6 protein-coding genes are annotated in these 7,129 nt (G+C 68.0%); 4 read left to right on the top strand and 2 right to left on the bottom strand.

The features are described from left to right. A partial coding sequence (locus tag QGG75_17995; protein ID MDP6069122.1) for a transposase occupies positions 1 to 234 on the top strand: 234 nt, incomplete at its 5' end. A gap of 134 nt (positions 235 to 368) precedes the next feature. Here QGG75_17995 and QGG75_17990 read toward each other — a convergent pair. Next, the gene (locus QGG75_17990) at positions 369 to 1,055 is read right to left on the bottom strand and encodes a methyltransferase domain-containing protein (GenBank protein ID MDP6069121.1); all 687 of its coding nucleotides are present in this window, start codon (positions 1,053 to 1,055) and stop codon (positions 369 to 371) included. A gap of 15 nt (positions 1,056 to 1,070) precedes the next feature. Next, positions 1,071 to 2,240: an acetylornithine deacetylase gene (argE, locus tag QGG75_17985; GenBank protein ID MDP6069120.1), complete on the bottom strand. Its 1,170-nt coding sequence runs from the start codon at positions 2,238 to 2,240 to the stop codon at positions 1,071 to 1,073. A 179-nt stretch (positions 2,241 to 2,419) separates the two neighbouring features. On the opposite strand from argE, the gene QGG75_17980 reads away from it, so the two are divergent. From QGG75_17980 to QGG75_17970, 3 genes are all read left to right on the top strand, one after another. Next, complete coding sequence (locus tag QGG75_17980; protein ID MDP6069119.1) at positions 2,420 to 3,076, top strand: CerR family C-terminal domain-containing protein; 657 nt, start codon at positions 2,420 to 2,422, stop codon at positions 3,074 to 3,076. A 2-nt stretch (positions 3,077 to 3,078) separates the two neighbouring features. Next, the gene (locus tag QGG75_17975; GenBank protein ID MDP6069118.1) at positions 3,079 to 4,320 is read left to right on the top strand and encodes an efflux RND transporter periplasmic adaptor subunit; all 1,242 of its coding nucleotides are present in this window, start codon (positions 3,079 to 3,081) and stop codon (positions 4,318 to 4,320) included. A gap of 3 nt (positions 4,321 to 4,323) precedes the next feature. After that, the coding region (locus QGG75_17970; protein ID MDP6069117.1) for an efflux RND transporter permease subunit at positions 4,324 to 7,129 on the top strand (2,806 nt) is incomplete at its 3' end.

Raw genomic sequence — 7,129 nt, 5'->3', positions numbered from 1 at the left:
GATTGGCTGCGGGCGGAACTGGATCAACGTGGCATCACCGCGGTCATCCCATCAAAAGCCGACCGGATAAGGCAAATCGCCTACGACAAGGACATCTACCAATGGCGCCATTTGGTTGAGAACTACTTTGCCAAGATCAAGGAATTCCGGGGCATCGCCACCCGCTACGACAAGACCGATACCAGCTACGCCGCAAACTTGAACCTCGCCGCCACCATCATTGCCATGCGCTAATTGTCAACAGGCCCTAAATGACCAAGCACAAAACGAAAATAAGCCGCCCCCCTCTAGGGGGTCGGAGGCCAAGGGTGCGGATGCGCCCGCCCGGTGAGGGACCAAAAGAAAATAATCCGAATGATCTATTCGGATTACGCCTCGCGCCGCCGGCCTCCGAAGACGGCGAAGTGCCAGCGCTTGGTGTGGATGTCGACGTCGATCAGGCCGGCGTTGGTTATCCATTCGAGTTGCTCGGCCAGCGTCGCGCCGTGGTCCAGGTCGAGGGCCGCTTCCGCCGTCTCGAGAAAGTCCCGGTTTTCCGGGCCGCCGGCCAGGTGCCGCCAGCGCCGCCGGTAGTGGGCCTCGAGTTGGGCGCTGGGCGGCTTGACGATATCGGCGATCAACAGGGTGCCGCCGGGCACCAGGGCGGCGTAGGCCCGGCGATAGAGCGCCCGTTTGTCGATGTTGCCGAGGCGATGCACGGCGAAAGCCGAGACGATGAGGTGGTAGCTGCCGGGCAGGTCGATGCGGGCGAAATCGCCGGCCACGAATTCGCACCGCTCAGACGCCGCCGCCAGCCGCCTGCGGGCCTGGTTCAGGAGTTCCGCCGAGGCTTCCACCAGGGTCATGTGGGCGCCGCCATGGCGCTCGAGAATGAGCTGGCTGAGGCTGCCGCCGGCGGCGCCCAGATCGAGGCCGCGGAATTTCTCGCCGCCCTCCGGTGGGGCCGACGCCATGGCGTCGAGCAGGCCCTCGATGGCGTCGCCATAGCCCGGTGCGCCGGCGGCCAGGGCGGCCGCCAAGAGGTCGACCGGGGCGGGTGCGGCGGCGGCGCTCATGCCCCGGTGCCGTTGTCAGGCGGACGCCGCATAGTCGGCCAGGCGGCGCATGAAGGCCGTGCAGGCCTCGACCTGTTCGAGGCTGATGAATTCGTCGGGTTTGTGGGCCTGGGCGATGTCGCCGGGGCCGCAGATGACGGTGGCCATGCCGGCTTGCTGGAAGAGCCCGGCCTCGGTGCCATACGACACCACGCCGGTGCGGTTGGTGCCGGCCAGCGCCATGACCAGGGTCTCGGCCGCCGAACCCGCTTCGGGGACGCAGGGCGGCACCGCCGCCGAGGCCACAGTTTCGATGCCGACGTCGGCCGACACTTCCCGCATGCGGGGCAGCACCTCGTTTTCGGCGAAGGCCGTGAAGCGGTCGAAATAGTGCTCCGCGTCGTCGCCGGGGATAAGCCGGAATTCCCAACGGAAGCAGCATTCCTTGGCAATGATGTTGATGGCCGTGCCGCCCTCCACCGTGCCCACGTGGATGGTCGTATAGGGCGGCTCGAAGGGGCAATCGGGCGGCGCCGTGGTCTTGGCCTCAAGGGCCAGGCGGCCGAGAAAAGCGATCAACTCGGCGGCATACATCACCGCGTTGACGCCGCTATGGGTGGCCGATGAGTGCGCTTCCAGGCCGCGCACGGTGGTGGTCTGGGTGCGGATGCCCTTGTGGGCGGTGACGAGCTGCATGTTGGTGGGCTCGCCGACGATGACGGCCAGCGGCTCGAGCTCGGGCCGGGCCAGGCGGGGCACCATGCCGCGCACGCCGAGACACCCCACTTCCTCGTCGTAGGAAAGCGCCAGATGAATGGGAATTTTGGGGTTCCGCGCCAAAAACTCGGGCACCAATGCCAGCGCCACGGCGCTGAAGCTTTTCATGTCGGCCGTGCCGCGGCCATAGAGCCGGCCCTCGCGCCTGGTCACGGTGAAGGGATCGCTCTGCCAGTCCTGGCCGTCGATCGGTACCACATCGGTGTGTCCCGACAGCACCACGCCGCCGGGCCGGGCCGGGCCGATGGTGGCCAGCAGGTTGGCCTTGGCGGCGGCCTCATCGGCAATGATCTCGGCCTTCACGCCATGGCCGGCCAAATATTCGGCGACGAAATCGATGAGCTCGAGATTGGAGTTGCGGCTGGTGGTGTCGAAGGCCACCAGGCGCTCGATCATCTCGATGGGGGTATAGGTTCGCGGCGCGGTCACGCCGGCCACAGTATCGACCCCGCCGGGGTGCGTCCAGATGCCGCCGATTAGGTATTGATTCAGGATGCTGCATTCCCCATCTTCTGGCTATGGTTCAAACGAACGACCTAAATGCTGCGGAGTCACCATCCGAGCCTCGCCCCCGCGGCGGCCCGGGCAAGCAAAGGCCGGGCGCCCGCGTGCGCCTGATCGAGGCCGGGCGCAAGCTCTTTGCCGAGTCCGGTTTCACTGCCGTCTCGACGCGCGCCCTGGCCCAGGCGGCCGGCGTCAATCTTTCCGCCATCACCTATCACTTCGGCGGCAAGGGTGGTCTTTACGAGGCGGTGATCCGGGATTTCCTCGACGAGGTGGCGGCCCATCGGCATCGCCTCATCGATTGGCTGGACGCCGCCGTGGCCACGGCCGGCGGCGATCGCCGGCGGATCGCCGCTGTCGCCGCCGATTTCGTGCGCGGCTTTTTCGCCATGTTGCTGAGCCCCGATTTTCTCAACGACCGGGCCCAGATCATGCTGCGCGAATTGCACAATCCCTCGGCCGCCTTCGACATCATCATGCGCGAGCACATCGGTCCCATCCATGACGCCCTGGCCAACTTGGCGGCGGCGGCCCGCGGCTGTTCGGCGGAGGAGCCCGAGATCAAGCTTCTGACCCACGCCGCCATCGGCCAGTTGCTGGCCTTCGGCTTTGCCCGGCCGGTGGTGCTGGCCCGCATGGGGTGGCAGCACTACACGCCCGAGCGCCTGGACCAGGTGGCCGCCGCCGTGGCCCCGGCATTTTTGGCGGCGCTGGGTCTGGACCCGGGACAGGCTGGGGGCGGCGGCCGCCGCCAGGGCTGAGCATGGGCAAGCTGGCAAAAATCCTTTTTCCCCTGGCCGTCCTGGGCATCGGTGCGCTGACTGCCTTTTCGCTCTGGGCTTCGCGACCGGTGGTCGAGCCCAGCGCCCCGGCCGAGCGGGTCTGGCTGGTCTCGGCCCAGCGCGTCGAGATCGCCGACCTGCAGCCCGATATCGAGCTCTTCGGCGACATCGTGGCCGGCCGCCAGGTCGAACTGCGGGCCTTCGTGGCCGGTCCCGTGCTGGAGGTCGGCCCGGCCCTGGTTGAGGGCGGCATCGTGCGCCGGGGCGAGCTGATCCTGCGCATCGATCCTTTCGACTATCAGGCCGTATTGGATGAGCGCCGGGCGCTGTTGAGCGAGGCCCGGGCCCGGCTGAAGGAGTTCACGGCGCGCTACCAGGCCGACCAGGCGGTGCTCGAGCGCCACACCGAGCAACTCGCCCTGACGGCGCGCAGCCGCCAGCGCAGCGAACAACTGCGGGCCCGCGGCACGGTCTCGGAAAAGACCCTCGACGATGCCAAGATCGCCCACAGCCGACAGGAGCAACTGGTGGTCAGCGGGCGCAGCAACGTGTCCGCCCAAAGCGCCCGCATCGAGCAGCAGCGCGCCGTCATCGAGCGCCTCGAGGTGGGGGTCAGGCGAGCCCGGCGCGACCTCGCCCGCAGCCACGTCACGGCACCCTTCGACGGCTTCATCTTCGATACCGCGGCCCAGGTCGGCAAGCGTATCTCGGTCAACGATCGCATCGCCCGGCTGGTCGACGCCGGCCGCCTGGAGGCCAGCATCCATCTCTCGGACCGCCAATACGGACGCCTGGCCGGCGATCCCCGCGGCGCCGTCGGCCGCCCCGTCGCGGTCAGCTGGCAGGCCGGCGAGCGCACTTTCGAATTCGCCGCCGTGGTCGACCGCGTCAGCGCCCGCATCGATGCCGCCAGCGGCGGCGTCGACCTCTATGCCCGGCTCCAGGGCACCGGTGTCGGCGATCCCCTGCGCCCCGGCGCCTTCGTCAGCCTGCGCCTGCCCGACCAGGTCTATGCCGCCGTCGCCCGGGTGAGCGAGAGCGCGCTCTATCAGGGCGGCTTGGTCTACGCCATCGTCGAGGGCCGGCTCGAGCCCCGCCGGGTCGAGGTGGAGGCCCGGGTGGGCAACGAGGTACTGCTGCGCGGCGAGTTGAAAACCGGCGACCAGGTACTGACCACGCGCCTCAGCGAGGTCGGGCCGGGCGTCAAGGTCGAGGTGCGTTAGGGTATGTGGCTGAAAGATCTGATCGGCCTCTTTGTCAGGCACCGCAACGCCTCGAACCTCTTGATGGTGTTGATGCTGACGGCCGGCATCGTCGCCGTCAGCCGGCTCAACACCCAGTTCTTCCCCAACATCGGCATCGACATCGTCTCGGTCACCGTGGCCTGGCCCGGCGCCACCGCCGAGGACGTGGAATCCAACATCGTCGCTGCCATCGAGCCCGAGGTGCGCTTCATCGACAGCGTCGACCGCGTCGTCTCCTTCGCCGTCGAGGGCTCGGGCTCGGTGGTCATCGAGTTCGCGGCCGAGGCCGACATGCAGTCCGCGCTTTCCGACGTCGAGGCCGCCGTGGGCCGCATCACGACGCTGCCCGAGGACAGCGAACGGCCGCTGGTCCGGCGCATCGTGCGCTACGACACCATCTCGCGCATTGTGCTTTCGGGACCCTTTTCCGAAGCCTCGCTGAAGGCCACGGCCAAACGCATCCGCGACGACCTGCTGGCCCGCGGCATCGACCAGGTAACTCTTTTCGGCGCCCGCGACGAGGAAATCTGGGTCGAAGTCGACCCGGCCACGCTGCGCCGCCTCGATCTTTCGCTGGGCGACATCGCCGGGCGCATCCGGGCAAGCTCGCAGAACCTGCCTTCGGGCACCCTGGAGGGCCGTTTCGAGGCCCAGATCCGCAGCCTGGGCCTGCCTACGGACGCCCGGGGTTACGGCGATATCGAGGTCCGGGCGCTCGAAAACGGGCGCAAGATCTACCTCCGCGACGTGGCAAGGCTCAGCGACACCTTTGACGACTCCCAGCCCATCGGCCGGCGCCACGGCCATCCCTCGGTGTCGCTTCACGTCCAACGCGCCACCTCCGCCGATGCCCTCGATCAGGCCCGCATCGTCAACGACTACGTGACCGAGTTGAAGCCGACGCTCGGCCGCGAGCTCAAGCTCGAGCACTACGACATCCAGGCCTCGTTCATCCGTGACCGCATCAACCTTTTGCTGCGCAACGGCCTGGGCGGCCTGATCCTGGTGCTTGGCGTGCTCTTCCTTTTCCTCAGCGGGCGGCTGGCCTTCTGGGTGGCGGCCGGCATCCCGGTGGCCATGATGGCGACGCTCGGTGTCATGCTGCTGAGCGGCCAGAGCATCAACATGATCAGCCTTTTTGCCCTGATCATGACGCTGGGCATCATCGTCGACGACGCCATCGTGGTCGGTGAGCACGCCGCTACGCGGCGGGCCCAGGGCCTGGGCGTGATCGAGGCGGCCGAGGCCGGCGCGCTGCGCATGCTGGCGCCGGTGACCAGTGCCTCGCTGACCACCATTGCCGCCTTCCTGCCCATCCTGCTCATCAGCTCCATCATCGGCCAGGTGGTGAAGGCCATACCGCTGGTCGTCGTGGCGGTGCTGATCGCCAGCCTGGTGGAGTGCTTCCTGGTGCTGCCCGGACACCTGCGCCACGCGCTGCTCAGGCCCGAGGAAAAGGGCTCGCGCTTCCGCCTTTGGTTCGACGGCCACTTCGGCCGTTTCCGCGACGGGCCCTTCCGGCGCTTTGTGGCAATGTGCGTGCGCTGGCGCTACCTCTCCGTGGCTGCGGCGCTGGCGCTGCTGGCGGTCAGCGGCGGCATGGTCGCCGGCGGCCGCCTGGACTTTCATTTCTTCCCCTCGCCCGAGGCCGACACCATCTACGCCAACATCGAGTTCGTGCCCGGCACGCCGCGCCGGCAGACCGCCGAGATGCTGGCGGGGCTGGGCCAGGCGTTGGACCGGGCCGAGGGCAAGCTGGGCGAGGGTGAACTGGTGCAGATGAGCTTCGGCAAGCTCGGCATCTCGCAATCGCCAGAGTTCCAGTCGCAGCGCGGCGACCACCTGGGCGGGCTGCACGTCGAACTGGTTCCGGCCGACCGCCGCCAGGCCCGGACCAAGGAATTCGTCGAAGCCTGGCGCCGCGAGATCGAAATGCGGCCGGGCATCAACCGCGTCTCCCTCAGCGAGTTCCGCCACGGCCCGCCCGGGCGCGAGATCGACGTGCGGCTTTCCGGCGGTAGCACAGCCGCCCTCAAGGCGGCGGCCCGGGAGACCCAGGCGCTGTTGGCCCGCTTCGAAGGCGTCAGCGACGTCGAGGACGACCTGCCCTATGGCAAGCGTGAAATCATCCTCGAGGTGACGCCGCGCGGCCGGGCGCTCGGCTTCACCGTCGAAAGCGTCGGCCGCCAGGTGCGCGACACCTTCGAGGGCCGCATCGCCAAGCGCTTCGCCCGGGTCGACGAAGAAGTCGCCGTGCGCGTGCGCTTCCCCCGCGGCACGGTCGACGGCGGGGCGCTTAGGGGCCTTTACCTGCGCGGTCCCGGCGGCGCCGAGGTAGCGCTCAGCCAGGTCGTGACGATACGCGAGGACCAGGGCTTTTCGCGCATCCGCCGCGAGGATGGACGGCGCCAGGTGTCGGTAGTCGGTGAGGTCGACGAGAACACGACCAGCGCCGCGGCGGTACTGACGGCGCTGGCCAATGGCGAATTGCCTGCCATCGCCCGGCGCCATGGTGTCGAGTATGAATTCAAGGGCCGCACCGAGGAGCAGGCCCGCACCATGGAGGAAATGCGCCTCGGCGCCATGATCGGCCTGGCCGCCATCTACATCATCCTGGCCTGGGTCTTCGCCAGCTATTCCCGACCCTTCGTGGTCATGGCGATCATTCCCTTCGGCCTTATCGGTGCCATCTTCGGCCACTGGGTGATGGGCTACGACCTGACCATCCTCAGCCTGATCGCGCTGCTTGGACTGGCCGGCGTGCTGGTCAACGATTCGATCATCCTGG

The sequence above is a fragment of the Alphaproteobacteria bacterium genome, assembly GCA_030740435.1.
Taxonomy (GTDB): Bacteria; Pseudomonadota; Alphaproteobacteria; order UBA2966; family UBA2966.
Note: the sequence above shows the minus strand (reverse complement) of the source record. Positions and strands in the feature narration are given on the sequence as shown.